Genomic DNA, 26,592 nt, shown 5'->3' with positions numbered 1-26,592 from the left:
GTAGGTCATCGCCAAGCGCCTAATTATCTCGATGAGATGTAAAAAAGCCAGCTGAATAAGCTGGCTTTTTTACGTCTGCAATTTGGCAGAAATAACATTTTTTACGCCAACAGTTACGTTTTTATCCTTCCTTGTTCCTCCCATAATGCTCATCATGTGTGTCATATTTTGGCTTATATTAATCCGCATTAGACTCTGCTCATGTTAGCCCAGTCTCGTGTGTAAAAACTTTCTACCCCGTCCTTGCACTGAATATACGTATTCCAAGCATCGCAACACTGCTCAACGATATCGTTATAACCGTCGAAGTACCTATTTGCCAACCAGCACCGTCCATAATGATAACTGCATATCATCCAAAAGATATGCGGTGGAAATTTAGTCGGGGTGTTGATACCGATAATCATTATTGGTAAAAGGAGTCATGATAGCTTTGGTTGCAAGGCAGACCGCGGAAAAGAGATAGATTAATACTGTTAGCCCTAAGTCGTATGCCTCTCGTTGCTCACGGTTTTTGTTGTAACTTATTCATTTGTATAGAAATTATGCTAAATTATGATTGTCTTTACTAAATCGCTTGTGACTGAATAATTGACACTGGTGCTACTAACTTTAAGCGGCAGTACAAGAATGAGCCTCATTGAAATGAAACAAAGTAGGATAATGTATTTTTATGTACGTTTTTCCTGTTGAGCTTATTCAGAAATGTCGTTTACTACTGCGTTGTTGGCGTTCATTAGACTAACAGCGTGAGTTCTTAAGATTGACTGACTGCTGACCGCTCGAAAATAAGGTTAGATTGGATCAACGGGAAGGCGTCTACGAGCGAGACAATACTATTACAGGGGCTAAGCGGTTAGTAACAATAATACCGTGAGGATTAAAATTAGCCCGCCACTGATGCCGATAATGTAAATAAAACCTTGTTTGCCTTGCTTTAGCGTGAGTTTATTCGCTTTTAAAAAAAATACCCAAAACAGACACAAGATCAGCGGGATAAGGAATAGTCTAGTCATTTAAATGCTGCTAATGGATGAGTTGTGATAATTTAGAGTCTAACAGTTTGATCTTATTTGAGTAACTTATTTTAGCAAGTAGAGAGCAGCTGTGATCTGAGATGGTTAGCCAGTAGCGGTATGGATGAATAAGGCTTTTATTTTTGGCTGACTGACAAAGAGATTTTATTCGGCATTAGTGTATTTATTAATAGATTTTTTATTACTGGTTTATAAAAGACCGCCGAAGCGGTCTGTTGTTATGTTAGTGATCTGCCGACCGCTATGATTACGAATTCACAGGTGTTACGTCTTGCGCATCATTTGAATAAAACTGCGCTTCATCCAGTTCATTCTCAGACTTACCGATCACTACTGCAGTCATCATATCACCCGTTACGTTAGTTGCCGTGCGGATCATATCGATAATACGGTCAATTGCGGCGATAAAGGCAATACCTTCAAGTGGCAGACCAATTACGCCCAAGGTTACAGTTAACATCACCATCGCACTTCCTGGCACACCAGCGGTACCAATTGAAGCTACTGTTGCAGTAACGGCAATCATTACATAGTCGAGCGTATCGAGTGGAATATTATAAATTTGCGCGATGAAGATAGCGGCAATCGCAGGGTAAATGCCTCCACAACCGTCCATGTTCATCGTGGCACCTAATGGCATAACAAAAGCGCTATAACGTTTTGATACGCCCATAGTTTCTACTGCGCGAGTGCTAGCAGGTAAAGTTCCGAAACTTGAAGAGGTACTAAAGGCGACTAACTGCGCCGGCATAGCTTTGCGGAAAAATTGCACAGGGCTTAAACCACCAACAAATTTTACTAAACCACCGTAAACGAAGATGATATGGATAAAGGCTGCAATGTAGATTGCGCCAATGAACTTGCCTAAAGGCAGTAAAGTCGATAAACCGTATTCACCTACTACCCATGCCATTAGGCCAAACACTCCGATAGGGGTCAGTTTTAATACCATTCGGGTTAATTGGAACATGACTTCTGCGCCCGCTTCGATAGTACGTTTTAACGGTTCAGCTTTCTCGCCAACTTTATTAATTGCGATACCGACTAAAGCAGCGAATACAATAATTTGTAGTACCTTACCTTCGGCCAGTGATGCGAAAGGATTCACTGGGATCATGTCCAGTAACACTTGTGCAAAGCCAGGTATATTGCGTTCGCGCACCTCTGTCGCCGTGAGTTGCATCGTGCCACCCATGTCGATCATTGAGCCTACAGCTAAGCCAATCAGAGAGGCAATTGTGCCGGTTAGCATGAACATACCTAAGGTTTTAAGGCTGAGACGTTTTAAGCTAGTTTGTGAGCCGAGTGAAATAATGCTGACGACAATGGCACAGAATACCAAAGGTGCGACCAACATTTTAATGGCACCAATAAACAGATCGCCCAATGGCTTTAGTACGATTGCTGCATCACCTAAAATGACGCCAACGAGTGCACCTAAGATAAAACCAGCTAAGACTTTTTGCCAAAACGGAATGCGGCTAATGGTTTGAAGGATCATGCATATTCCAGAAAAATAAATTAAGTGTGAGCCAATAGACCTGTGATGATAGGATTCGTATTCAACGAGTTGAGCTTGTTTTTAACATGCTCTTTATCATGCGCATTGTCATTGACTGCCATAGTTAGCCCATTGTATCGACTGAGCTAGGGTGATAACAAACCGATTTTCTTATAACTTATTGTCATAAGTGAGTTTGTTGTAAAAATATTAATTTAAAAATCTGGTTAATATATTTTAAAAACACTTAAATATGATTTAAAAAGACTTATTTATCATTGAGTAAAGATTATGGCTGAGTTGGGTATCATGTTTTCTGGCGCTTTTTTAGCAGCCACTTTGTTACCGGGAGGATCTGAAGTATTACTCATCGCGCTATTAAGCAATTCCCCCGAAGCATGGGGTGCGCTGGTCATCACGGCGAGCATAGGTAACACTTTAGGCGCGATGACAAGTTTCTATATAGGCCATTTAGCTCGTCTTGCTAAAACACCCGCGGAGTTAAGCTCGGGTAAGCACACTAAGGGTCTTGCCTTAATTGAGCATTACGGCGTATGGGCACTGTTACTTTCATGGGCGCCTGTTATCGGTGATGTGCTCTGTTTATTAGCGGGTTGGTTGAAGTTACCGCTTATCCCATCGATATTGATGATGTTAATCGGTAAAACAATTCGTTACTTGATTATTGCTGCAGCCGTATTGCAATGGCTTACATGATAACGCTATGGTGAGACTCTCAGTCTTTGGCTAAGAGAATTTTTGCTATTTGAGCATAATTTGCTGTATAGATAGGAACTTAGTGCTTATTTTGCCAGTCTTAATTTAAACGCTTAATCACTAAGCTGCACTTTAGAATCAGCCACATTTTGTTAGGTTTAGGCACTCTATTTTAGCCATGGGATGACTTAATGCAGCGCGCTAACCAGTGGGCTGCATTTTTATCTATTGATGTAAGAGGGGAATGTTTTGAAAAAATGGATATTAGCGCTGGCAATTTCTGCCGCGCTCTCGGGTTGCGCATCTGAAACGACAACCGCCAATTTACCTGCAGGCGTCACACTTATTGAAACTGTGCAATTGACTGATTCGCAAGTAGGTATCCCCTACAAAAAGTATCAATTAGCTAACGGCTTAACGGTTATTTTGCATCAAGATGATTCTGATCCATTAGTACATGTTGACGTGACCTATCATGTGGGTTCTGCGCGAGAATTAGCGGGCCGTTCAGGTTTTGCACATTTATTTGAACACATGATGTTTCAAGGCTCACAGCACGTTGCCGATGAGCAACATTTTGAAGTGGTGACCGAGGCCGGTGGCACTTTAAACGGCTCGACAAATACCGACAGAACCAATTATTTTGAGACAGTACCCAGCAATCAACTAGAAAAAATGTTGTGGTTAGAGTCGGACCGTATGGGCTTTTTATTACCCGCATTGACGAGTGAAAAATTTGAAGTGCAGCGCGAGACGGTCAAAAACGAGCGTGCGCAACGTATTGATAACCAGCCCTATAGCCGAATGAGTGAACGTTTTAGTCAAGCTTTATACCCGGTTGGACATCCATATTCTTGGCCTGTTATCGGATGGCCAGATGATCTTGAGCGTGCCAGCGTTGATGATGTAAAACATTTTTTCCAGCGTTGGTATGGCCCTAATAATGCCACGCTTACTATCGGTGGTGATTTTGACGAAATGCAGACCCTAGCCTGGGTTAATCAGTATTTTGGTGAAATCCCCCGTGGCCCTGAAGTCTCTTTAGAGCAAAAAGCGCTGGTTAACTTAGACAAAACGCGCTATATCTCCATGGAAGATCAAGTGCATTTGCCCTTGATTCGTATTGGTTTTCCTACCGTATACGCTAGACACCCCGATGAAGCCGCGCTCGATCTACTCGCGAACATTTTAGGTGGCGGCAAGACCTCGTTGTTATACAAAAACTTAGTTAAGGATGGTTATGCGGTGCAGGCCAATGTCAGCCACCCTTGCCAAGAGCTTGCATGTCAGATGTCGATTTATGCGCTAGCTAATCCTGAAAACGGGGGCAAGTTGGTTGATCTTGAGCAGCGTATTCTTGCCTCTATTAATGAGTTTGAGCAACGCGGCGTCACTGATGCTGATCTACAAAAAGTAAAAGTGCAGTTTGAGGCTGATACCATTTTTAGCCTGCAAAGTGTCTCCGGCAAAGTATCGACCTTAGCGTCAAACCAAATTTTGTCGGGCAATCCCAATATGATTGCCGCAGATTTGAATCGTTATGCCAAGGTCACTAAAGACGATGTGATGCGCGTGTTCAAGCAGTACATCAAAGATAAACCTATGGTAGTCATGAGTGTGGTGCCGCAGGGAATGATGTCACTCATTGCCCATGCCGATAACTTTACACCGACAACTTTACCGATTGCCCAAACGGCGGTTGAGGGAGATTTACCAACGTCTAAATTGGTTTCAAGTTTTGACCGGACTAAAATGCCCGCATCTGGCGTAGCACCTGTGCTCAAAGTTCCTAAGATTTGGACTGAAAAGTTAAAAAATGGCATCGAAGTGATGGGCACTCAAAGTACTGAAACGCCAACGGTTGAGCTGATTGTGTATTTTAATGGTGGCCATCGACTCGTCCCCGTAGAAAAAGCGGGCTTAGCATTATTGACCGCAGAAATGCTCAATGAATCGAGCCAAAAACACAGTAGTGAAGCACTCTCACAAGCCTTAGAAATGTTGGGTAGCACGGTCGATTTCAGTGCATCTGAATACCAAAGCGTGATTAAAATATCGGCTTTGACGGCTCATTTAGATGAGACGTTGGCGATTATGGAAGAAAAGTTGTTTCAGCCAGCATTTACAGATGCAGACTTTGCGCGAGTAAAGCAGCAGCTATTACAGCAGATCCAAAGCATGCAGTCTGAACCGAGTTATCTTGCTGACGCCGCGCTATCTTTCTTGCTATATGGCAAAGATAATGCGTTAGGCATAAGCGATATAGGAACACTTGATTCTGTTGCTGCGCTCACTTTAGCTGATGTTAAAGGGTTTTATACCCTGCAATATCAAGGCGCCAACGCTAAAGTAGTCACAGTCGCCAATTTGCCAGAATCTGTATTACTGCCTAAGTTGGACGGACTCAGTCAGTGGCAAGGAAACGCTGCCGTTGTTCCGCCACTTAACCCTTTTCCGGCATTAAAAGGCGGTACTATTTATTTAATTGATAAACCGGGGGCAGCGCAATCGGTAATCAATATTGCTAAGCGCGCATTGCCCTATGATGCTACTGGAAATTACTTTAAATCTTACCTGATGAACTACCCGTTAGGTGGCGCATTTAACAGTCGTATCAACCTTAATTTACGTGAAAACAAAGGTTATACCTATGGCGCCCGTACCCGTTTTACGGGCGGAGCTGAAGTGGGATACTTTGTAGGAACAAGCAGCGTTCGTAGTGACGTTACAGCTAAAGCTTTGACTGAGTTTGTGAAGGAAATCAGTACTTATCAGCAACAAGGTATGACAGATACTGAACTTACTTTTATGCGTAATTCGATTTCTCAAGGGCAAGCACTCGATTATGAAACGCCATATCAAAAAGCGGGGTTTATACGGATGATCCAACGCTACCAATTGAGTCAGGATTTTACCACTCAACAGGATAAGATCATTAATACGGTCACAAAAGATGAACTCAATGCTCTCGCGGCTTCCGAGCTTAACATCAATGACATGGTGATTCTGGTGGTGGGAGATAAAGCGAAAGTTGAACCGGATTTAGCTACAATGGGTTATCCAATTGAGACCTTAGTATTGTAAATAGCTATTTTGCCCTTATATAGGGTTTAGGCGAGTATGTTGTTAGTGGCGACTTGCCAACTATTCTACTGATATTTACATCGAAAAACGGTGGTAGCATTAGCTACCACCGTCTATTTTTAATCATGCAAAGCGTGAATTTGGCTTGCCACACGGACAGGTTTAGATTTATTTTGAGGCGTATCTTGTAAGATAAGCCTCAAAATAAAGGTCTGACTGTTAACCTTGTCGCGATAGCGAATCACCAATTAGAGAAGCGCAAATTGAAGTCATTCAATGAATTAGTACAACAGTTCTCAGACACCAACGGGCGCACAGCACTCTTAGGTATGTTACGTGGGATAGAGCGTGAGGCATTACGTATTGATGAATCGGGTTATTTAGCCCTAAATCCGCACCCAAAAGTGTTAGGCTCGGCGTTAATGCATTCGCGTATTACCACTGATTACAGTGAAGCCTTGCTCGAGTTTATTACTCCTGTTCATCACGATGTTGAACAACTTTTAAGTGGGTTAACTGAAACCCATGCCTTTAGTGTACGTAATTTAAATGGTCAACGCTTATGGCCAGTGAGTATGCCTTGTTATGTGAAAGATGAGCAGCAGATCCCCGTAGCTCGTTATGGCTCGTCAAATACCGGCATGATGAAAACGTTATATCGTAAAGGCTTAACCTACCGTTATGGCGCCCTGATGCAGATTATCTCTGGGGTGCATTTTAATTTTTCGGTATCGCAAGAATTATGGCAACGTTTGTATGATCTTAGCGATAAGCAGTTAAGTTACGATGATTTTATTTCAGAATCTTATTTTGGTTTGATCCGTAACTACCGACGTTTAGTCTGGGTGCTACCGTATTTTTTTGGTGCTTCACCGGCGTTATGCAGCTCTTTTATCAAAAATCAGAAAACCGATCTCAAGTTTGAAAAGACCGGCAAGGGCACACTATATCTGCCTTATGCCACGTCATTACGTATGAGTGATTTAGGCTACACCAATAAAGAGCAAGAAGATCTCAATATTAGTTATAACTCTTTGCCCGAGTATTTGGCTGGCATAAATGCGGCAATCAAAATGCCATCTGTAAGCTTTGCTAATATCGGCGTTAAAGTTGATGGCGAATACCGCCAACTTAATGCCAACGTATTGCAGATTGAAAACGAGTTTTACTCACCGATTCGCGCTAAGCGCGTAACACGTAGTGGTGAGAAGCCATCTGAAGCCTTAGCGCGTGCTGGGGTGGAATACATTGAAGTTAGGGCTTTGGATGTCAATCCATTTAGCCCTATCGGAATAGAGATGACGCAAGTGCGTTTTCTTGATTTATTCCTGTTGTATTGTTTGTTAACAGAATCACCTAAGTCTGATGCAACTGAAGAGGCAAGGCTCGGAGCGAATCTTAAAGCTGTTGTACTTGAAGGCCGTAAACCAGGGCTTGAGTTATTGACTGCTGAGGGAACTCTGTCACTGAAAACGTGGTTGGAGCAATTGTTCGATTCATTACAAACGTTAGCTGTGTTACTCGATGGTGAAAAAACAGATTATCAAGCGGCTTTAGCCCATTGGCGTAAAGCGATTGAAAATCCTGATTTAACGCTATCGGGACAAGTGCTGCAAAACGTGATCCACCAAGGACAAGATCATGGTCAGTGGGTGATGACATTGGCGCAGCAATACTATCAATACTTTGTTGATTATCCATTATCCAGTGAAACCATTGCACAATACCAAGCTGAAGCGGCTAGCTCGCTAAAGAAACAAGCCGAGCTAGAAGCTGCCCAAAGTACGGTTGCCTTTGATGATTATCTTAAAGCGTATTTTGGTGTGACGTCGTGACAGCGAATTTACGCTCTTACGTGCGTTTGAGCATTACTGCGGCGGTTATGGGGGGAGGCGCTTTCTTATCGGGTTGCGCTTCTTCACCTGAAGACCCTTTAGGCTGTGGTACGGTATCTGGCTATTTGCAACCCGATGCCAGTACGCACTGGTATCGAGTGGTGGTAACGCATTTAAATGGCCAAGCGGTAGTGTCGAAACCTAATTATCAATTAGCACCCGGTGAATATGAGTTTACAGTGGCGGAATTGATTGATGATCCTAACTTGTTTGTTACGCTTGCAGCACGAACCCCCAAGGTGTTTAAGTTCAACGTCCAAAGCCATCAACGTTATCACTTAGGAGCGCTATTCCACACCGATAAGCGTTATATGGGAAAAGATACGAGTTATTGGGAGCCGGGCGTGTGGCAGCAGGAGCAGCATGAATGCCAGTTTGAGCTGAGTCCCGAAACGAAATAGCAACGTCATATCCGTTGCATCTACGTCACCCCATTCTGTTTAGGAATATTGATTCAACTTGTTATCACTGCAGATTATCTTGTTAATACGATAGTTTCGCGATAGCGATTAGGTGATCCAAGCGCTAAAAAAGTTTTTTATACTTGCCTCAAGCTGAGTCTATGACATCATGTAGCCAGCTAACTCTATAAAGAACATGGTATTAATGAATAGGCTTTCCGCTATTTTGCTGTTTGCGTCACTGGGTATCTTGTCTGGTTGCGCGACATCTCCTCCAAAATCTCCTGAAAATTTATGTGAGATATTTCAAGAACACCGTGGTTGGTACGAAGCCGCTAAAGATGCCCGCGACAAATGGGGTGTACCAGTGCATGTGCCATTAGCGATGATGTATCAAGAAAGTTCATTTAAGCATAATGCTGCACCTCCCATGCAATACTTTTTAGGTTTTATCCCGATTGGCCGTGCCAGTGATGCTTATGGCTATGCGCAGGCAAAAACCATGACATGGGATGATTATGTACGTGAGACGGGAAACAGTTGGTCAAGCCGCAGTAACTTTGATGATGCCATTGATTTTATGGGCTGGTTTATCAGTAAAACCCATAAAATAAATGGTATCTCTAAATGGGATGCAAGGACTCAGTATCTTAATTATCACGAAGGTTGGGGCGGTTATCGCCGCGGCAGTTATAAATCAAAAGCTTGGTTAGTGAAGGTGGCGAGTAAAGTGGATGAGAGATCTAAACGCTATGCCGCCCAATATAAAACCTGTCAAAAAGAGTTAGATTCATCTTGGCTATGGCGTTTATTCTTTGGTTGATATTTAGCCTTTTAGGTCAGTGTTAACAGGTTAAACAATAAGGTTTACTGCTAACACTGGATTTAAATATTGAACTCAATTGGATGGTTTAGGTTTAATTGCGAAGGCTTCTAATGCTTTTATGGCTTTTTTCTTTGCACGTTTCTGTTCATACATTGCATTATCTGCAGTTTTAAAAGATTGAGACCAATCGCCTTCAAAAGCGGTAATCCCGTAACTAAAACTGAGGTTAAGCTCGGAGTCTTGGTTTAAGGTTTTACGTATATTATCTAAATCTTGTTCAATTTGAGCTTGTGGACCATGGCATAAAACAACAAACTCATCACCTCCAAAACGGGAAATAATCGCTTTATTTTGCCAATAGCTCATTATGGCATTAGCGGTACGCTGGATGGCAATATCGCCTATTTGGTGTCCATAGACATCGTTGATGGTTTTTAAATTATCCATATCGATAATGACCAGAAAGCTGCCAAGGTGGGATTTCTGTTGCCAATGCTGCAGCTCATCTTCAAAATTTTTTCGGTTATAAAGTCCAGTTAGCGAATCAAAATTAGCGAGTTTAGTGATCTGTTGTGATTTTTGGTAAAGCGCAATGGCATTACTGGCTTCGTGGGTCAGAATAGACACTAGATTACGGTCATAATCGCTAAAGGCACCAACGCAGCTGCTGTCGAGGTTTAGCATGCCATAAAGCTTACCGTCAATACGGATAGGACTAGACAGGGTTGAGCGTATTGGCTGCTTAGACACTGTAAGTAAAATTTGTTGTTCTTCTTTGGATAAGGTGCTGCCCGCATTGATATTTTCGATATTATTAATAACAACTACCTGATCGCATCTGCCTTTTGTGAGTCGATATTCAAAGGTTTGTTCTAAGGTGAAGTCCAGTAATCTGAGCTTTGTTAAGTCGAGTCCAACAACTGATTCAAAATACAGTTTGTTATTGGTTTCATTGACCTTAATGATGCTGCCCATTTCGGCACCATTAATCACATATACGGCTTTGTTGAGTAAGGCATCAAGAAAAGCATGTTCATTTTTATAATGGCTTGAGAGGTGTGCCAGTTCGTAAATAGCATCGTTCATGGTGACGACTTGCTCTAAGTGTTGCCAAAGTCGAGTCAGACGTCCTTGATGCAAGTAGTAAGTTAGGCTATAGGCAAAGATGTAAATGATACAAACAAATAGTAAGGGCAGAATGGTCCAGTTTTCTGTTGGCGCATTAAAAACAAAGAGCAGCACGAATAGACATATCGGTACAATAAGCAGTAGCAGATGATAACGATAATCTAAGCGATCTATTGTTTTACGTTTGAAATTATCCCTTAATTTCACTCGAATATTCCTTTATTTGGGTTATTGCTAGCCTTCATTTAATACGATACGTCAGTAACTTATTTATGCTCCGTTGGTTAAGTATATAACGGAAATTAAAATATAAACTGATATGAAATATTGAATAATTTCATATCAGTGATTTGCCAATTAAATACCAAATTAACGCTATTTTAGTGTGAGTTCGGCCAATATCCACGCTAACGGAGCCTGATATTGCGCAGGCATCCATGCCTGTAAGGCGGTAATACTGTTTTCGAACACTGTCATATTAGGTACCGAGAGGTTTAAGTGTCCAACTTTACGACCAGGGCGCACTTCTTTGTTATACCAATATAACTCAGCATTGGGCAAACTTAACCAGCGTGGGTCATGTTCAATAGCAATAAGATTGACCATAACACATTGAAAGTTTACTTGTGGCTGCGGGATCGTAACCCCACAAAGCGCCCTAAGGTGTAATTGGAATTGATCCATATGAGTACCGGCTTGAGTCCAATGTCCGGAGTTATGTACTCGCGGTGCAAGCTCATTTACCAGCAGTTTGTCGCCAACGCGGAAACACTCCATAGCCATTACGCCAACGTAGTCAAGCTCGTGTATAATTGCGCTAAGCATGGTTTCAGCTTGGGTTTGCAGATGGTTTAAGCGTGTTAGTGGCGCAATGGATGCCATTAAAATGCCGTCTTGATGCAAGTTAAGTGTCAATGGATAAAACACACATTCGCCTGCACGGGTACGTACACCGACTAATGATATTTCTTCATCAAAGTTAATGGCTTGTTCTGCAATGGCGAGGTTACGCCAGTCGTGTGGAATATCACCCGCTTCGGCTTGTTTGAGCCAATGTTGACCTTTACCGTCATAACCACCAGTACGGCGTTTCATTAATACTCTTGGGCCGTAGTCTTGGTACAGCGTTGCAACTTGGGTGGTATCGTCGACTAACACCCAAGGCGCCGTAGGCACATTGAGTTGTTCAAGCAGGCTTTTTTGGCTAAAACGGTCGGCTAAACGGCTAAATACCGGACCATTAACAAAATGGGGGTGAGAACTCAGTTGTAAGCTAAGGGCGGATTCTGGCCATTGCTCGCGCTCGGCGGTAATGATGTCATGGGGCGCTAGCGGTAGAATTTCATCTGTAGGCGTCATAATATTAACGGCGTGAACTTCAATCGCTAATGGCTCACCCGCGTGGGTTAGCATTGCCCCCAACTGACCATTACCTAATACCCAAACCTTAGGTTTTGTGTTTGTCTGAGTCATTAGGCTTCCCTCGGGTCTGGGTTGTCCAGTACCGCACGGGTTTGTTCTTCTCTGAACGCTTCTATGCGTTTTGCGAGTTCAGCATCATTATTAGCTAGTATTTGGCAGGCCAATAATCCTGCGTTAAATGCGCCAGCAGTGCCAATCGCTAAGGTACCAACGGCGATGCCTTTTGGCATTTGCACAATAGACAATAAGCTATCCATGCCTGATAAGGCTTTACTTTGTACCGGCACACCTAATACGGGTAAACGAGTTTTAGAGGCAATCATACCGGGTAAGTGCGCTGCACCACCGGCGCCACCAATGATGATTTTAAAACCACGCTCGGCGGCAGAGGCTGCAAACTCCATGAGTTTATCTGGCGTTCTATGGGCGGAAACCACTTCAACATGATAAGGCACTTGCAGTTTATCCATTATCTCAGCGGCAGCTTCCATGGTGGGCCAATCACTTTTAGAACCCATAACAACAGCAACAAGGGCTTGCATGATAACTCCTTAACTTACTAATTTTAATTATATTTTAGCCTTGTATCAGGCCTGGGTACAGTTGATGCCCATTTAAGCGTTATCGCTAGCAAGCATCATGGGGAAGAATAATACCATGATCCTAATGATTTCTGCCCGTTTTTGCTTGGGGAAAACTGGCCTTTAATGCTGTTGGGTTTATGAGGGAATTAGTGGATAGCAAGACCCATTATGTGCAGGATCCCTCTTTTTAATCCGCAGGGTTAACCCTGCGGATAGCGCTTAACATTATTGATTTAAGAGGCGGTCGTTTCTGTATGTTAGGCGTTTACTAACGCTTCAGTTATGGCCTCACGTAATGTGGGGTAAAACTTCAAAACACCTTCAATCGGCTGAATTTTGGCTCTGGCCAAGGTGCGGATTGGTTGGAATTGGAGATCGGTAATGATGAGCTTAGTTTTATTCACTTTGCATCTTTCAATCAGCTTGCTCAGTGCGGCTAAACCACCGGCATCTAAAATAGAGACGCCATCGAGATAAAGCACAATTACGTGTTTATCTTCAGTAAGGCTGGCAATTTCAGCAAAAATACGGTCGGCCGCAGCGAAAAATAATGGTCCATTAATTTTGAGAACGGCCCAATTGTCGGGTAACTCTTGCTCGACATAACGTTTATTGTTACTGACATCATAAAGCTTTGTCATCTCAGCAATTTCCTTCATAAACAGCAAGGCCGCTAGGATGATTCCGACACTGATGGCGATCACCATGTCGAAGATAACGGTTAATGAAAAACAGCTGAAAAAGACCATGATATCGCTGGTAGGTGCGGTTTTAACTAAATGCACTGCTTTATGGGCTTCGCTCATATTCCAAGCTACAACGAGTAACAGTGCTGCCATAGCCGACATGGGTAAGTAAGCGAGCACACCCGCTAAGGCGACTAAGCCAAAGAGTACCACTATGGCGTGGATCATGGCTGCTATCGGACTTTGTGCACCAGCTTTGACGTTTGCCGCGCTGCGCGCAATTGCTGCCGTTGCCGGTATGCCGCCAAAAAATGGTGTGATGATATTACCTATACCTTGGCCCAGTAACTCACTGTTGGCACTGTGACGTTTACCAGTCATACCATCGAGCACGACAGCGCAGAGTAATGATTCAATCGCACCTAACATGGCAATGGCAAATGCGGCAGGCAATAAGGCTTGAAAAGTGGTGAGATTAAACTGAAAGGCTTGTCCATTTGCACCCGCTTGCAACCAAGGCCATTCGAAACTGGGTAATATTGCAGGGATCCCCATGCCTGTACTGCCATCACTGAGTTGATAGTGGAAGCGGGTGCCGATAGTTTCTATGTCTGCCCCCATCGCATTGAGGACTAAAGCGAGCACAGTACCAAGTATAATAGCCGGAAGATGGGCAGGTACGGGTGTTTTGAGTTTTGGCCACAGCAACATAGTGGCTAACGTGGCAGAGGCTACCAGTAGACTAGGTAAGTGCACTGATGGCAGCGCTTGGGCTAATGCCATTAGTTTAGCCAGATATTGCTCTGGCATATGGGCAATCTCGAGTCCGAAAAAGTCTTTGAGCTGTAAAGTGGCAATCACTACGCCAATGCCCGCGGTAAAACCTAAGGTGACGGATTCGGGAATATATAGAATCAACCGGCCTAAGCGTAGTGTCGCCATGCCGACAAGTATCATTCCTGACATGACTGTTGCGACTAATAATCCGGCTAAACCAAATTGTTGGGCTATAGGATAAAGTAATACTACAAATGCCGCCGTCGGGCCGGAGACGCTGTAACGTGAGCCACCCGACATGGCGATAATAAAACCGCCGATAATCGCGGTATATAAGCCATATTGCGGCGCGACGCCACTGGCAATCGCCAATGCCATTGCTAACGGAATGGCGATAATGCCTACGGTGAGGCCTGCAAGAATATCTTGCCCAAAACGTTTAAACGAATACTTATCCTTCACGCAAGCTTCAGTGAGTGCGTGGGCGATCCTTAAAGAAAACAAATGAGCAGAGTGTGGCACGAGAAATTTCCATTGCGAGGGACAAAGTAACAAGCTCTATTCTAGTGCGCAGACACAGTGTGCAGTGTGATCTTGTTGGCAAAAATGAGGGTAAATACTTTGTGTTATATAAAGAGTGTGCTTGGAGCTGATTTTAAGTTCCGTAATATTTTTTGAAAAAATAGAAAAGTGATAACTCTTTTTACCATTAGCGCCGTTTACAGTCTTAGGTCAACATCAAAGGTATTCAATATGAAAACGTTATATTGCTTAAGGTCGGTTATAAATCCCGTGTCAATCCGCAAAAGTACCGTCGCATTGGCGATTAATAGCGCTGCTTTATTGCTAGTCACTCTGGGTTTAGCGGCCTGTGGCGGTAAAGGTGTCGAGGTTCAACAACAGGCAGAACGGCAGCAAGTAGAGCAAAATCATAAAGAAAACTCGCCGCACCAAACAGAAATGCGTGATGCTGCTAAGGTTGATATGGCTAGAGTCGTAGCGCCGATGTCAATGTCTCGCAATGATGCGGCTATGGGAATCGCCCTCATGCCGCGAGATTATGCCGCGATCCCACTTGATCAAAACAAATTCGAGCGGCAGGTGCAAAATGGCATCATGGTGACCGGAGAAACCCCAGTATCGACCTTTTCTATCGATGTCGATACTGGCAGTTATGCCACTTTAAGGCGAATGCTAAGGGAAGGACGCTTACCCGAGCAGGGCACTGTCAGGGTTGAAGAAATGCTCAATTATTTTACTTACGATTATCCCTTGCCAGCTAAAAATACGGTGCCCTTTAGTGTCACTACTGAGCTTGCGCCTTCACCCTATAACGATGACATGATGTTGCTGCGAATTGGACTTAAAGGTTATGACTTACCTAAGTCTCAGATAGGCGCTAGCAACTTAGTCTTTTTACTCGATGTTTCAGGCTCGATGGCGTCAGCCGATAAACTACCGTTATTGCAAACATCGCTAAAGCTACTGACTACGCAGTTAAGTGCGCAGGATAAAGTTTCGATTGTAGTTTATGCCGGCGCCGCGGGTGCGGTGCTCGATGGCGCGTCGGGTAATGTTACTCAAACCTTAACCTATGTGTTAGAACAGCTGAGTGCAGGTGGGTCAACCAATGGCAGTGAAGGGATTAGGCAAGCCTATCAATTGGCAAAAAAGCATTTTATCCCCAATGGTATTAATCGGGTGATCCTTGCAACCGATGGTGACTTTAACGTCGGCGTGACAAGTTTTGATGATTTGATTGCCTTGGTTGAAAAGGAAAAAGCCAATGGCATTAGCTTAACCACCTTAGGGTTTGGTCTGGGTAATTATAACGATCAACTGATGGAACAATTAGCTGACAAGGGTAATGGTAACTATGCCTATATTGATACGTTAAATGAAGCGCGAAAAGTGCTGGTGGATGAGTTGAGCTCCACCTTATTGACTATTGCCAAAGACGTTAAAGTGCAAGTGGAGTTTAATCCGGCCTTAGTGTCTGAATATCGTCTTATTGGTTATGATAATCGCGCGTTAGCGCGAGAGGATTTTAATAACGACAAGGTGGATGCGGGCGAAATAGGCGCGGGTCATACTGTGACAGCCTTGTATGAGCTAAGGTATGTGGAAGCAGGGAATAGGGCGAATGATAAACTCAGATATGGCGTTGATGCTCAAACGGGGCAAGAAAAATATAGCCGTGAAGAAATCGCTTTTCTTAAACTGAGATATAAATTGCCAGAGCAAACGCAAAGCCAGTTGCTGACTTATCCTATAAGACTAGATCAAGGTGTTAAAGACTTAGAACAAGCGAGTGATGATTTTAGATTTGCCGCTGCGGTTGCAGGTTTTGGGCAATTACTGAACGGTAGTCACTATTTACATCAATTTGATTATACTCAGTTAAGCCAGTTGGCACGTTCGGCATTGGGGAGTGACCCCTATGGTTATCGCCATGAGTTTTTGCAGTTGATACAAACCGCCTCGGCTATGGTGCAATCGGGTCGCATACCGATAAAAAAAGCATTCAATGGCTCAGGTAAACCTTTTCCTCCAGAAGATAAACTCCATAGTGAGTCTGTGAGTGACAAGAGCAATACAAGCCATGAGAGATTACAATAGTCAAAGAGAACACCGCAAACGATGAGGAGTTTCCCGTGGCATTAGCCATACCGCAATTACCAAACCACGAGCACTCAGATGAGCAATTGATGTTGTGCTATGCCAAGGGCGATTCAAAAGCGTTCGAACAGTTATACCTGAAACATAAAGGGGCGCTTTATCGCTATTTTGTTCGTCAATTAGGTGACAAGCAGTTAGCGGAAGATTTGTATCAGGAAACCTGGGGGCGGGTGATCCGCGCTGCGGCTAATTATGAAGCCAGTGCTAAGTTTACGACTTGGTTATATCGTATTGCTCATAACTTGTTGATTGATCATGTTCGTGCGGTTAAGCCCGTTGATTTAATCACCAGTGATGGGGATGAAGCCGGACTCGATACTTTTGTGGCGGGTGAACAAGATAAGCCCGATGTGCAATGGCAAGCAGCGCAAAAGAGTTTATTGCTGAAGACCTGTATCGCATTGTTACCGCAAGTTCAAAAAGAAGCGTTTATTCTGAACATTGAAATGGGTTTTACGGCAGCGATTATTAGCGACATTGCGGGGGTTACGTTAGAAGCAACTAAAAGCCGTATTCGCTACGCCTATCAAAGCTTAAAAGATTGCGTTAGTGCGAAATGGCAGGAGGCGGGTCATGAGTAATACGACTTTTAGTGCCGATGAAGCCGCGCTGCAACAGGAGATACTGACTTGGTATCGCCAACAAGCTTTAGAGGTTCCAGCTGAACAACTCGATCAAGATATTTTACAACTCGCCCAAGCACACTTAGCAGAAATGCATCAAGGAAAAATAACCCCCATCGAGCCTCCAAACTCTGTCTGGCGGCGTCACCCTTGGGCATTATCGAGTGTGGCATCTTTGGTGCTTATTGTGGGTTTACTCATGCTTAATCGGCCGCAAATCGAAGATACGCTTACGCTAAGCCCTATGACGATGAGTGCTCCGGCGCCACAAACTATGACACGGATGGCTGATTCGCAAGCGATACCATCCTCCAATAGGCAAGCAGAAGCGATTGTTGAGCATCAAAAGCAGACTCAAAAGCAACAAGCTAAAGCTGCGTCAGGAGTTATTGAGCCGCAACAGGATGCAATGAGTCCTGCTATGGTTGCAAGCTCTATGGATCCAATGGCATCGGTATCAGAAATTCATAAAACGTCGTTAGCGGAGTCTCTACAGCGATTACAGGCGTTAATCGATGCTAAGGATACTGTACAAGCAATCGTTGTGGAGCAGCAGCTCGTGAAGGATTATCCGCAGCTTGTTGCTGAGGATATCAATCCAGCGCAGCTAAGCCAGCAGCAGCTTGCATTAAGACTTGAGTTTAAAAAACTACAACAGCAATTGCATCAGCTGGCCAAGTAAGCGTGTACCCTTGCAGTTTTAGTCATAAAAGAGTGATGAGATAGGTCTCTCAGTGGTTTTTTATGGGTTAATGCGCGCTGATATTTATAGCGCGTTTACTTTTTGGCAGGTGATTAACTTGATCAACGTCATAAAATGAAGCTGATTTAGCCTGCTATATTGGTATTCGTTGACGACTTGTCTAGTATCAATCGTCTGATCCCGATTTAGGAGGCATTATGCTTAAAAGACTCATGAATGATCATAAACATATAGCAGTCTTGCTTAATGTTTTAAAAAACAAACAGATGAAACTGTCAGAGGGTGAGTCAATTAACTTCACCTTAGTGCGTGATATCGTTGAGTACATGCAAGGATATGCTGAGCGTTACCATCATCCTACCGAAGATATTATCTATGCTTACTATTTAACGCATAAAGCCAGTGACTCCGTTGATAAGTTAAGTGCAGAACATGAGCTAGTGGGTCAAGCATCATCCGCGTTAATGGCAACGCTAAATCTTATTCTCAGTGATATTGTGGTTGCTCGTGAGAAACTGATTATTGATTTCGCCGACTATGTCGCATTACAAGAGCAGCACATGCAAATGGAAGAGCGTGACATATTTCCTTTATTTTCAAAAAACTTAACTGAGCAGGATTGGCAAGCTATCGAGTTGGAGTGTCAGAAAGTGTTTACCGATGATCCTCTATTTCTGGAGCGGGAGCAGAAAGAGTTTGAGAGTTTACGGGCTTATTTAACCACGTCTGACTAGGGCTGTTTTACTCATAAAATCCATACTATTAATATTGCTGTGGAGCAATTTCGCAAAAAGCTGAGTTTTATTTGAGTCTAGCGATGGCAGTGCTTAGGAAAGTACCTTCTTAAAATCAGTGTTTGTGGCTTTAGCCTAGATCATGATTCGAATATTTATCTATTTGCGTACAGAAAAACACATCCTCTTATGCTTTATTGAATTTAAACCATAAATAAAAAAGCGCCTTAGGCGCTTTTTTATTTAGCTTGAAGATAATGATTAAAGTCATATCTACATGAGGTTACAACTGGATAGCATCAATATCGTAGTTAAAGTTATTATCGATTTCTTGGAGTTCTTTGAGCAAACGATACTTATCTTTTAGCGCTTCAATCTCGCGCCATTTACGTTTTTTATTGGAGCCTCGCGAACGATCGGGTCTTTCAACGACTTCATCTAGCGCACAACCATAATCTAAACGATCCATGGCAACCTCCTGTTGTATGTTTTGTCAGCGATTTAATAACATATTTTCAAAACAGGGTGCAAGAGTTATGTTTCATTTATGTTAAGTTAAAATGAAGTTTACATTATTTAGTATGAGGATTCAGTGCAGGTTTGATACAGGGAAGGGAATTAAAAACTTGTTTTTGCTCATTTTAAGCACTCTTGGATAAGCTCTTTCCCGTTTACCATCCAACTTAAATTGCTGTGCATTGCGTTCTATATCCAATACATTTGGGGACATTCCCCGGCGTTTGTGATGGCAGTTATGTTAGTTTGAAGATGATATGACTCGCCGCATCTCGAAAACTCAGTTGATTGGGATGAACTGATGACAAGCTTTTAGTCATCAGTAACATCTTGTATCGGATGAGATTGTAGGCCAGCAACACGCCCCAAAGCTCTTGAGTCACCCGCTCTGGCAGTTGACTGCGTAGCGTAAAACGGCTCTCCAACAGGTGTTGCTTCATCTCTCTGTATCCTATCGATGGGCATAATAAGTCGACAATGTCTTCGCTGGGGTAACGCATCGAGTCAGTCAACGAGGTTAACATGGCGACTAACTTACCTTTCACTGTCTTAGTGAGTAAAAGCCCTTCAAGGGTATCAGGGAGCTGCGTGCAACATAATCAATATTTTGCGGCAAGACAATGTCGAGTTTGTTGATGAGTGACCGAACAGACTCCCCTCGGAACAAGGCTACTTCGATAACCGTCCAAATCATCACATCCATCGGCAATTTACGCCGTCTTAGCATCGCCACGCCTTGATAGTCCAAACAGGATTGAATTAACTTAGGTTCTAACACATCAGCTAAGCTGGTGAATTCAGTTAGGCGGGTAATATGAGTGCGCGCGAGTGCTTCTGAACGTTGCATAAAAAAATCCGATGACAGAGGTCATCGGATTTTGATCTTTTCAGCGAGATGGTCAAGCGATCGGTGTTAACTGATCGGCATTACGTCTAAGGCGCCTTTTTACTCTTATACCGACGTTAACTTAATCAAATAGTTTATGGGCTAAGAACAATGTTATTGCGTAACCGACGCTGTAGCAAAGGAAAAGTGCTGGAACATATTTTAAGTAACTCACAAAAGTCAGTTCCTTCACTTTACTCATGGCCACAATACCTGATGCAGAACCAATGATCAGTAGTGAACCGCCGACGCCGACGCTATAAGTCAAACCAAGCCATTCAGGCGTGCTCAATTCTGGGTTGGCTTTTAACAATGCAGCTGTGAGTGGCACGTTATCGATTAGGGCAGAGCCCATACCCGTAAAGAAGTTAGAAATGTTTGGATTAAACATTGTATAAGCTTCAGTCAACATATCTAAGGTGCCGATTTCTTTAAGCATTCCTACTAACAGTAAAATGCCTAAGAAGAATAATAAGGTGTCATATTCTACTTGGCGAATATACTCAAGAATTTTGAGTTCTTCTTTATTGCTGTGGGTTGTGTGGCCAATCAAAAACATAATTGATAGACCGGTTAAGAAGGTCAGCACTGGCGGAATGCCAAACAATATGTTTAACATCATTGTCATCAAAATAGTGCAGAAAAACACGAGAGCAATGAGCACATCAACCGTTTGATAGGTGTGCTTGATTGGCGTGGTGCTGACCACACCTTCTGCTTTAAGAGAGAACAGGGTTGCGAGTAAAATCACGCTTATCGCCGATGGGATAAACAACATCAGCAGTTCAGACATGTGCACATGACCACCGAGGAAAATCATCAGCGTGGTAACATCGCCCGTAATCAAAGCCACACCGCCTGAGTTCACCGCAAAGATGATCAATACCGCCATTCTACGGCGCATTTGTTTATCAAGTTTAAAGGTCGTTAATAAACCTAAAGAGACTAAAGTCGCAGTGACGTTATCACAAAATGCCGACAGCACCAGTGCAAATAAGGCAACTTGGATCATCAGCATACGTACCGACACTTTCTGCGGGAACAGCTTTTGAACCATAATTTGGATCATGCCCTTCGCGTTCAAGTACGCGACGAAGGTCATGGTCGACATTAGAAATAACCAGAGAGTGGCAATTTCGAGTAAATTTTCATTAAGTTGATGAGCAACTATTTTTTCATTAGCAGGATCTCCTGCAGCCATAAACAGCGCTATCCAAGAGATACAGCCAAAGAATAAGGTGGTTTTTGCTTTATTAAGATGGGTAACTTCTTCGAAAATAATACTGAGCAATGCCAGCAAGGCAAGTATGATGAGAAAGGTATTTAACATAACTGCAATTCCAACTGCTGTTTTAATGTCGTAGGATGACTTGAGTCAACCTAAAGATTGAGCTTATCAAGGCTGAATTAAGCTAGCCGTGTTAGCGCGTGCGGATCAGAACATAATGGGGTGCATAACGCAACTGTTAGCTATGGCCCAATTTATACCCGCTTTGTGATGCCGCTCCCATGTCATTTAGTGTGTTACTGGTTTTATGTCTCGAAAATTTCTATGTGTTCAATTGTTTAAGCTAAATAAATAAGCTTAATTGCGGTGTTAAAAGTGAGTTCTACGATTAAAGTCTAAGCAATCAGTTTGCAGATCCTTCTATTAATTTTTATTCAGGGAGATTCTTGAATCGCCATGTCGATATAGGCTTTTTTTAGGTTAAACACTTTTACCTTAGCGAATATTTAAGTGAGTTCTATTGTCGTAAAAATATCCAAGCGAGCATGCCGATATGTAAATGATGTATTTTTCAGCATAAAAAAAGGGACGCACTGGCGTAATGCCGATTGAGTTAAGACAGATCACTTGACCATCTCGCTGAAAAGATCAAAACCCGATGATCTCTGTCATCGGATTTTTTTATGCCACTCTCGCTCGCATTAAATGAACTATTGCAGAGCCATTTTACGCTACGCAGTCAAGTGCCAGAGCGAGTGACTCAAGAGCTTTTGGGCGTGTTGCTGGCCTACAATCTCATCCGATACAAGATGTTACTGATAACTAAAAGCTTGTCATCAGTTCATCCCAATCAACTGAGTTTTCTGGATGCTGCGAGTCATATCATCTTCAAGCTGACACAACTGCCATCACAAACGCCGGGGAATGTCCCCACATGTATTGGATATAGAACGCAATGCACGGCAATTTAAGTTGGATGGTAAACGGGAAAGGGCTTATCCAAGAGTGCTTAAAATGAGCAAAAACAAGTTTCCGGTTAAAGCAAATAAAAATGCCGCTCACTCTTAAGTAAACGGCATTAAGCAGATGCAGGCTTTTTATTTGATTAAATTTTACCTTGGCGATAAAGGTTAATCAGTGCGTTACTGGAGGCATCTAAAGCATCGGAATCTTGCTCAGCACCAATACGTGCTAATACATCGTTACCTAGATTTTTACCGAGTTCCACGCCCCATTGATCGAAGGAGTTTATATCCCAGATAGCACCTTGAACAAAGGTTCTATGCTCATATAGGGCAATTAAAGCGCCTAAGGTGCTTGGCGTGAGCTTATCCATAAGTAAGGTGTTGCTCGGCTTATTACCTGGCATCACCTTATGTTTAGCGATCAGCTGTTTCTCTGACTCAGATAGTGTGCTATTAGCGAGTTCGGCTAAGGCTTCATCAAACGTGCGACCTTGCATTAAGGCTTGTGTCTGACCAAAGCAGTTAGAAGCTAATTGGTCATGGTGCTCACCTATAGGATTATGACTTTGCAGTGGCATAATAAAATCGGCGGGGATCAGCGCAGTGCCTTGATGCAGCAGCTGGTGGTAGGCATGTTGGCCATTCGTACCTTCGCCACCCCAAATGACTGGGCCTGTACTGTAGTCAACATTAGTGCCATTTAATGTGACAGACTTTCCGTTACTTTCCATGTCGAGTTGTTGGAAGTACGCCGGTAGGCCGCGCAGGTAATGATCGTATGTCAGCACAACATGGGACTGTGCATTAAAGAAATTACCGTACCATAGGGATAATAAGCCCATGATCACTGGCATATTTTCTGTCAATGGCGCATTGGCGAAATGCTCATCCATTTGGTGCGCACCTGAAAGTAAGGCTCTGAAGTTATCCATGCCTATCAAGAGCGCAATCGGTAAACCAATGGCTGACCAGAGTGAGTAACGACCGCCAACCCAATCCCACATTGGGAAAATGTTGTCTGCATCAATACCAAAATCGGTCGCTTTTGCCACGTTTGAAGTCACTGCAACAAAATGTTTTGCCACATCAGACTGCAAACCGCCTTTTGCTAAAAACCAGTCCCTTGCTGTAAGAGTGTTGGTTAAGGTTTCCTGTGTTCCAAAAGATTTGGACGACATAATAAATAAGGTCGTTTCTGGATCCAGTAACTTCAGTTTCTCACTGATAGAGGTGCCATCTACGTTTGCCACAAAGTGACATTTCAACTCTGGGTTCCAATACGGGCGTAGCGCTTGCGAAACAATCTTTGGGCCAAGAAAAGAGCCACCAATACCAATACCGACGATATCGGTTATCGCTTTACCGGTATAACCTTTCCAGTTGCCTGATGTTACTGAATTCACAAACCCTTGCATTTTATCTAGAGTTTGTTGGACTTCAGGAATGATGTCTTGACCCTCGGCAATAATCGATTGTTCAGCAGTGCTACGAAGCGCTGTGTGCAGCACAGCACGCTTTTCGGTGGTGTTAATAATCTCACCAGCAAACATCGCTTTAATTTTTGCTTCAAGCTGGCTATTGCTTGCCAACGCAAATAACAGGTCGAGCGTTTCCGCAGTGGCTCTGTTTTTAGAATAATCGAGTAATAAACCACAGCTTGATAGCGACATCTTATTGAAGCGTGCCGCATCAGTTGCAAATAATTCGCGCATATGCGGAATATTTTTACTGTGTGTTGATAAAGCTTGCCATATTGAGCTTTGGGTCAAGAGTGTCATTTAACCGTCTCCAGAATGCTTAGTTTGCCAGCTTAGCTGTGAGCATGACTTCAAGTTTGCTTTGGTCAATCGCAAAATTACGAATACCTTCTGCAAGCTTATCAACTGCCATTGGATCTTGATTAAAGTCCCAACGGAATTGCGCTTCTGTCAATGGCGTTTCAGCCATCGCAGTGCTTGTTGCTGCAACGAGTTTAGGTGTGATGTCTATTTGTGAATTAGCTAATTCTTCTAACAAAGAAGGGCCAATTGTGAGGCGATCGCAACCCGCTAGCTCAATAATTTCGCCGATATTACGGAAACTTGCGCCCATAACAACAGTGCTAAAACCGTGCTGCTTGTAATAGTTGTAAATCTCAGTGACTGAAATAACCCCTGGGTCATTCACGGCATCATAATCTTTGCCAGTATCTTTTTTGTACCAATCAAGAATACGGCCAACAAAAGGCGAAATTAGGTAGGCACCCGCTTCGGCGCAAGCACGTGCTTGGGCAAAGCTAAATAGTAGGGTTAAGTTACAGTTAATACCTTCTTTTTCTAGCTCCTTAGCGGCACATATGCCTTCCCAAGTTGAAGCTAGTTTGATCAGAATGCGCGATTTATCAATACCCGCTTCTTTATAGAGGCGAACTAGCTTATGGGCTTTAGCGATCGATTTCTCTTTATCAAATGATAAACGAGCATCAACCTCAGTAGAGATACGACCCGGAACCAGTTTTAGGATCTCAACGCCAATGTTGACTGCTAGCTTGTCGCTGGCATCATCAAGTTGTTGTGCCAGAACGGTACTTTGTGATTTGGCCCAATCAATCGCATTATCAATGAGGGATCCATATTCAGGAATTTGAGCCGCTTTTAAGATGAGTGATGGATTAGTTGTCGCATCTTCAGGCTGGTAGCGCTTGATTGCTTCGATATCGCCTGTATCAGCGACGATAGTGGTATATAACTTGAGTTGCTCTAATGTATTGGCCATGAAAAACATCCTTCTCAGGTAGCAGTTTTAACTCGGAATTCACTGATGACTATTAGAAGCGATTTTGCCAACTTTTCCAACCTTGAATGTAAAAAAATTACAAAAATGACAAGATTTAATCTATTTAGGCCTAATGCAAGTGATTTGTTATCTTCTTGGCACTAACACAGAGTTATCGCTTGCCTTAGTGTATACCCCATAAAAACAAAAAGTCGCTGCAAGCAGCGACTTTTTTATTTCAGTAATTAATATTACTTCAGAACAGGTTGCTTAGTCGTCGTCGTTACGATTGCTTCGATACGACGGTTAGCAGCGTGAGCTTCTTTAGAGTCACCAGCAACTAGTGGCTGATTAACACCATAGCCTTTGGCTGTTACACGGCTCTGGCTGATGCCATATTTATTAACAAGAATGTCAGCAACGGCGTTAGCACGCTTATGAGACAGCTCCATGTTGTAGTCTGGCTTACCTACGTTTGAGGCATGACCAGCGATTTCAACAGTAAACTCTGGGTTCTTGTTCATGTAGTTTGCTAGTCTTTCGATATCTTTGTAGTAAACATTTTTCACTACAGCAGAATCGTTAGCAAACTGGATTGAACCTACGTCTTCTTTGTTCTTCACGTTTTCATAGATAGTACAGCCAACAGAGTCAACTTTGTGAGTTGCTGGTGTTGCTGGACACTGATCTTTGTCGTCGTAAACGCCATCGTTGTCAGAATCAACTGGTGCTGCTACAACTGGTGCGGCAACTGGTGCAGCTGCAACTGTGTTACCAAAACGGTAGCTCAGTTCTAGACCCCAGTAGTTACTATCAGCTTCAACAATATTGTAATCGTCATTTAAGTTTTCATAACGACGGTATTTAGCTTGTAACTTCAAGTTGTCAGTGAAGTTATAGCCAACGCCTGCGCCGAAGTATGGTGCAAAGTCATCTGTGCTGTATGTGCTTGAGATGAGGCCATTGTTTTGGCTGTTCTCAAGCGTGTAGTACATAGCACCGGCTTCAGCTGATAAGCTCCAACGGTTAGCTAGAGGCCATAAGCCGACTAAACCAAGAGTTGTACCTTTAACGTCTGCATCATTGCTGATACCAGCAGCGGTCCAATCAGCATTGCCTAAATCACGGAAACCGATTTCGGCACCGAAGTAATCATTAAACATGTAACCAGCAAAGATATCCCATGCGAATGAATCATCTGAGCCATTTTGGGTCGCTACGTGTTCGTAGTTATTAACGCCTAAACCTGCGCCGACATACCAAGGGGTTAGCTCCTGAGATGCACTGGCTGCAAATGGAAGCATTGATGTAAGTAAAACTATCTTTAATGTGTTCTTCATCATTTTATTTAAGTCCATTGATTATGATTCTCCACCAATATGTTTTGTATCATTGTGCAAAACATCGCTAGCACTTAGTGTGGGGATCCTTTAGAGATTGTAGCCA

Annotated in this window: 22 protein-coding genes and 2 pseudogenes; 10 read left to right on the top strand and 14 right to left on the bottom strand. The window is 43.1% G+C overall.

Features of this window, described 5'->3' with window-relative positions:
- Positions 1 to 188 precede the first annotated feature (188 nt).
- The 3 genes and pseudogenes from L2717_RS18255 to L2717_RS15965 all read right to left on the bottom strand — a co-directional run.
- Positions 189 to 323: pseudogene (locus L2717_RS18255) on the bottom strand (IS630 family transposase); the annotation flags it as partial.
- Between the two features lie 525 nt (positions 324 to 848).
- Positions 849 to 1,016, bottom strand: a complete 168-nt coding sequence (locus L2717_RS15970) for a hypothetical protein (protein WP_248938097.1) — start codon at positions 1,014 to 1,016, stop codon at positions 849 to 851.
- Between the two features lie 268 nt (positions 1,017 to 1,284).
- Positions 1,285 to 2,538: a dicarboxylate/amino acid:cation symporter gene (locus L2717_RS15965; RefSeq protein WP_220775176.1), complete on the bottom strand. Its 1,254-nt coding sequence runs from the start codon at positions 2,536 to 2,538 to the stop codon at positions 1,285 to 1,287.
- A gap of 291 nt (positions 2,539 to 2,829) precedes the next feature.
- Here L2717_RS15965 and L2717_RS15960 point away from each other — a divergent pair, with 291 nt between their 5' ends.
- The 5 genes from L2717_RS15960 (at position 2,830) to L2717_RS15940 (ending at position 9,458) form a co-directional block, all read left to right on the top strand.
- Positions 2,830 to 3,255 carry a YqaA family protein gene (locus tag L2717_RS15960; RefSeq protein ID WP_220774798.1) on the top strand — a complete coding sequence of 142 codons (426 nt, stop codon included), beginning with the start codon at positions 2,830 to 2,832 and terminating at the stop codon, positions 3,253 to 3,255.
- A gap of 249 nt (positions 3,256 to 3,504) precedes the next feature.
- Entirely contained in the window at positions 3,505 to 6,339 is a 2,835-nt protein-coding gene (locus tag L2717_RS15955; protein WP_220774799.1) for a M16 family metallopeptidase, read from the top strand.
- 212 nt (positions 6,340 to 6,551) lie between these two features.
- Positions 6,552 to 8,174: a glutamate--cysteine ligase gene (gshA, locus tag L2717_RS15950; protein ID WP_281421756.1), complete on the top strand. Its 1,623-nt coding sequence runs from the start codon at positions 6,552 to 6,554 to the stop codon at positions 8,172 to 8,174.
- Between the two features lie 47 nt (positions 8,175 to 8,221).
- Positions 8,222 to 8,635, top strand: a complete 414-nt coding sequence (locus L2717_RS15945) for a hypothetical protein (RefSeq protein ID WP_220774802.1) — start codon at positions 8,222 to 8,224, stop codon at positions 8,633 to 8,635.
- A gap of 205 nt (positions 8,636 to 8,840) precedes the next feature.
- On the top strand, positions 8,841 to 9,458 hold the full coding sequence (locus L2717_RS15940; protein WP_220774801.1) for a transglycosylase SLT domain-containing protein: 618 nt from the start codon (positions 8,841 to 8,843) through the stop codon (positions 9,456 to 9,458).
- A gap of 75 nt (positions 9,459 to 9,533) precedes the next feature.
- Here L2717_RS15940 and L2717_RS15935 read toward each other — a convergent pair whose 3' ends face one another.
- The 4 genes from L2717_RS15935 to dauA all read right to left on the bottom strand — a co-directional run bounded on the left by L2717_RS15935 (position 9,534) and on the right by dauA (position 14,580).
- Positions 9,534 to 10,796, bottom strand: coding sequence for a sensor domain-containing diguanylate cyclase (locus L2717_RS15935; RefSeq protein ID WP_248938096.1), 1,263 nt, complete (start codon positions 10,794 to 10,796; stop codon positions 9,534 to 9,536).
- A 168-nt stretch (positions 10,797 to 10,964) separates the two neighbouring features.
- On the bottom strand, positions 10,965 to 12,062 hold the full coding sequence (gene purK, locus L2717_RS15930) for a 5-(carboxyamino)imidazole ribonucleotide synthase (RefSeq protein WP_220774635.1): 1,098 nt from the start codon (positions 12,060 to 12,062) through the stop codon (positions 10,965 to 10,967).
- Positions 12,062 to 12,553 carry a 5-(carboxyamino)imidazole ribonucleotide mutase gene (gene purE / locus L2717_RS15925; protein ID WP_220774636.1) on the bottom strand — a complete coding sequence of 164 codons (492 nt, stop codon included), beginning with the start codon at positions 12,551 to 12,553 and terminating at the stop codon, positions 12,062 to 12,064. Before purE ends, purK begins: the two co-directional genes overlap by 1 nt.
- Positions 12,554 to 12,852: 299 nt before the next feature.
- Complete coding sequence (gene dauA, locus L2717_RS15920; protein ID WP_220774637.1) at positions 12,853 to 14,580, bottom strand: C4-dicarboxylic acid transporter DauA; 1,728 nt, start codon at positions 14,578 to 14,580, stop codon at positions 12,853 to 12,855.
- A gap of 231 nt (positions 14,581 to 14,811) precedes the next feature.
- Here dauA and L2717_RS15915 point away from each other — a divergent pair, with 231 nt between their 5' ends.
- From L2717_RS15915 to L2717_RS15900, 4 genes are all read left to right on the top strand, one after another.
- Positions 14,812 to 16,677 carry a vWA domain-containing protein gene (locus tag L2717_RS15915; protein WP_220774638.1) on the top strand — a complete coding sequence of 622 codons (1,866 nt, stop codon included), beginning with the start codon at positions 14,812 to 14,814 and terminating at the stop codon, positions 16,675 to 16,677.
- Positions 16,678 to 16,712: 35 nt separating this feature from the next.
- A complete protein-coding gene (locus tag L2717_RS15910; protein WP_220774639.1) occupies positions 16,713 to 17,318 on the top strand; it encodes a sigma-70 family RNA polymerase sigma factor in 606 nt (201 codons plus the stop codon).
- Positions 17,311 to 18,042 (top strand): hypothetical protein, encoded by a 732-nt coding sequence (locus L2717_RS15905; RefSeq protein WP_220774640.1) that lies wholly within the window; start codon positions 17,311 to 17,313, stop codon positions 18,040 to 18,042. Before L2717_RS15910 ends, L2717_RS15905 begins: the two co-directional genes overlap by 8 nt.
- A gap of 218 nt (positions 18,043 to 18,260) precedes the next feature.
- Complete coding sequence (locus L2717_RS15900; RefSeq protein ID WP_220774641.1) at positions 18,261 to 18,797, top strand: hemerythrin domain-containing protein; 537 nt, start codon at positions 18,261 to 18,263, stop codon at positions 18,795 to 18,797.
- A gap of 283 nt (positions 18,798 to 19,080) precedes the next feature.
- Here L2717_RS15900 and L2717_RS15895 read toward each other — a convergent pair whose 3' ends face one another.
- The 4 genes from L2717_RS15895 to nhaD all read right to left on the bottom strand — a co-directional run bounded on the left by L2717_RS15895 (position 19,081) and on the right by nhaD (position 21,529).
- Positions 19,081 to 19,266 (bottom strand): DUF3545 family protein, encoded by a 186-nt coding sequence (locus tag L2717_RS15895; protein WP_220774716.1) that lies wholly within the window; start codon positions 19,264 to 19,266, stop codon positions 19,081 to 19,083.
- Positions 19,267 to 19,549: 283 nt separating this feature from the next.
- A complete protein-coding gene (locus tag L2717_RS18160) occupies positions 19,550 to 19,837 on the bottom strand; it encodes a hypothetical protein (RefSeq protein WP_263190219.1) in 288 nt (95 codons plus the stop codon).
- A gap of 17 nt (positions 19,838 to 19,854) precedes the next feature.
- The gene (locus L2717_RS18155; protein WP_263190218.1) at positions 19,855 to 20,160 is read right to left on the bottom strand and encodes a transposase domain-containing protein; all 306 of its coding nucleotides are present in this window, start codon (positions 20,158 to 20,160) and stop codon (positions 19,855 to 19,857) included.
- A gap of 121 nt (positions 20,161 to 20,281) precedes the next feature.
- Entirely contained in the window at positions 20,282 to 21,529 is a 1,248-nt protein-coding gene (gene nhaD / locus L2717_RS15885) for a sodium:proton antiporter NhaD (protein WP_220774717.1), read from the bottom strand.
- Positions 21,530 to 22,137: 608 nt separating this feature from the next.
- Here nhaD and L2717_RS15880 point away from each other — a divergent pair.
- Positions 22,138 to 22,495 (top strand): annotated as a pseudogene (locus L2717_RS15880) (IS4 family transposase); the annotation flags it as partial.
- 37 nt (positions 22,496 to 22,532) lie between these two features.
- Here L2717_RS15880 and pgi read toward each other — a convergent pair.
- The 3 genes from pgi to L2717_RS15865 all read right to left on the bottom strand — a co-directional run bounded on the left by pgi (position 22,533) and on the right by L2717_RS15865 (position 26,504).
- Positions 22,533 to 24,170: a glucose-6-phosphate isomerase gene (gene pgi / locus L2717_RS15875; RefSeq protein ID WP_220774718.1), complete on the bottom strand. Its 1,638-nt coding sequence runs from the start codon at positions 24,168 to 24,170 to the stop codon at positions 22,533 to 22,535.
- A 19-nt stretch (positions 24,171 to 24,189) separates the two neighbouring features.
- Positions 24,190 to 25,146: a transaldolase gene (gene tal / locus L2717_RS15870; RefSeq protein WP_220774719.1), complete on the bottom strand. Its 957-nt coding sequence runs from the start codon at positions 25,144 to 25,146 to the stop codon at positions 24,190 to 24,192.
- Positions 25,147 to 25,397: 251 nt separating this feature from the next.
- Complete coding sequence (locus L2717_RS15865) at positions 25,398 to 26,504, bottom strand: OmpA family protein (RefSeq protein ID WP_220774720.1); 1,107 nt, start codon at positions 26,502 to 26,504, stop codon at positions 25,398 to 25,400.
- Between the last annotated feature and the right edge of the window lie 88 nt (positions 26,505 to 26,592).

It is taken from the genome of Shewanella glacialipiscicola, assembly GCF_023283485.1.
Classification (GTDB): domain Bacteria; phylum Pseudomonadota; class Gammaproteobacteria; order Enterobacterales; family Shewanellaceae; genus Shewanella; species Shewanella glacialipiscicola.
Note: the sequence above shows the minus strand (reverse complement) of the source record. Positions and strands in the feature narration are given on the sequence as shown.

Excerpts from the sequence above, each read along its gene's own strand:
- L2717_RS15970 (WP_248938097.1), bottom strand. The coding sequence starts at position 1,016 with ATGACTAGACTATTCCTTATCCCGCTGATCTTGTGTCTGTTTTGGGTA.
- L2717_RS15965 (WP_220775176.1), bottom strand. The coding sequence starts at position 2,538 with ATGATCCTTCAAACCATTAGCCGCATTCCGTTTTGGCAAAAAGTCTTA.
- L2717_RS15960 (WP_220774798.1), top strand. The coding sequence starts at position 2,830 with ATGGCTGAGTTGGGTATCATGTTTTCTGGCGCTTTTTTAGCAGCCACT.
- L2717_RS15945 (WP_220774802.1), top strand. The coding sequence starts at position 8,222 with ATGGGGGGAGGCGCTTTCTTATCGGGTTGCGCTTCTTCACCTGAAGAC.
- L2717_RS15940 (WP_220774801.1), top strand. The coding sequence starts at position 8,841 with ATGAATAGGCTTTCCGCTATTTTGCTGTTTGCGTCACTGGGTATCTTG.
- purK (WP_220774635.1), bottom strand. The coding sequence starts at position 12,062 with ATGACTCAGACAAACACAAAACCTAAGGTTTGGGTATTAGGTAATGGT.
- purE (WP_220774636.1), bottom strand. The coding sequence starts at position 12,553 with ATGCAAGCCCTTGTTGCTGTTGTTATGGGTTCTAAAAGTGATTGGCCC.
- L2717_RS15915 (WP_220774638.1), top strand. The coding sequence starts at position 14,812 with ATGAAAACGTTATATTGCTTAAGGTCGGTTATAAATCCCGTGTCAATC.
- L2717_RS15905 (WP_220774640.1), top strand. The coding sequence starts at position 17,311 with ATGAGTAATACGACTTTTAGTGCCGATGAAGCCGCGCTGCAACAGGAG.
- L2717_RS15900 (WP_220774641.1), top strand. The coding sequence starts at position 18,261 with ATGCTTAAAAGACTCATGAATGATCATAAACATATAGCAGTCTTGCTT.
- L2717_RS15895 (WP_220774716.1), bottom strand. The coding sequence starts at position 19,266 with ATGGATCGTTTAGATTATGGTTGTGCGCTAGATGAAGTCGTTGAAAGA.
- L2717_RS18160 (WP_263190219.1), bottom strand. The coding sequence starts at position 19,837 with ATGTTAACCTCGTTGACTGACTCGATGCGTTACCCCAGCGAAGACATT.
- L2717_RS18155 (WP_263190218.1), bottom strand. The coding sequence starts at position 20,160 with ATGCAACGTTCAGAAGCACTCGCGCGCACTCATATTACCCGCCTAACT.
- nhaD (WP_220774717.1), bottom strand. The coding sequence starts at position 21,529 with ATGTTAAATACCTTTCTCATCATACTTGCCTTGCTGGCATTGCTCAGT.
- pgi (WP_220774718.1), bottom strand. The coding sequence starts at position 24,170 with ATGACACTCTTGACCCAAAGCTCAATATGGCAAGCTTTATCAACACAC.
- tal (WP_220774719.1), bottom strand. The coding sequence starts at position 25,146 with ATGGCCAATACATTAGAGCAACTCAAGTTATATACCACTATCGTCGCT.
- L2717_RS15865 (WP_220774720.1), bottom strand. The coding sequence starts at position 26,504 with ATGGACTTAAATAAAATGATGAAGAACACATTAAAGATAGTTTTACTT.